The organism is Lactobacillus sp. HMSC08B12 (assembly GCF_001808415.1).
GTDB lineage: Bacteria > Bacillota > Bacilli > Lactobacillales > Lactobacillaceae > Lactobacillus > Lactobacillus delbrueckii.
The window spans coordinates 8,470-8,694 of sequence record NZ_KV793105.1; the positions used below are offsets into that span (position 1 = coordinate 8,470).

General features: G+C 44.0%; 1 protein-coding gene. It reads left to right on the forward strand.

The window, feature by feature from the left end; all coding sequences use genetic code 11:
- Positions 1 to 225 (forward strand): hypothetical protein (locus tag HMPREF3168_RS10410; RefSeq protein WP_210384537.1); only part of this gene is annotated, 225 nt, incomplete at both ends.

Genomic DNA, 225 nt, shown 5'->3' on the forward strand with positions numbered 1-225 from the left:
ATCCCGCATGGGATGCGTGGATTGAAATGTAAAAAAATCTTTCCAATTTATTCTGACCACCCGTCGCATCCCGCATGGGATGCGTGGATTGAAATATACTACGACCTGGAATGTGATTTTTACGTGAAAGGTCGCATCCCGCATGGGATGCGTGGATTGAAATATTTTTTCTTTGCCAAATCAGAAACTATTTTTTTGAGTCGCATCCCGCATGGGATGCGTGGA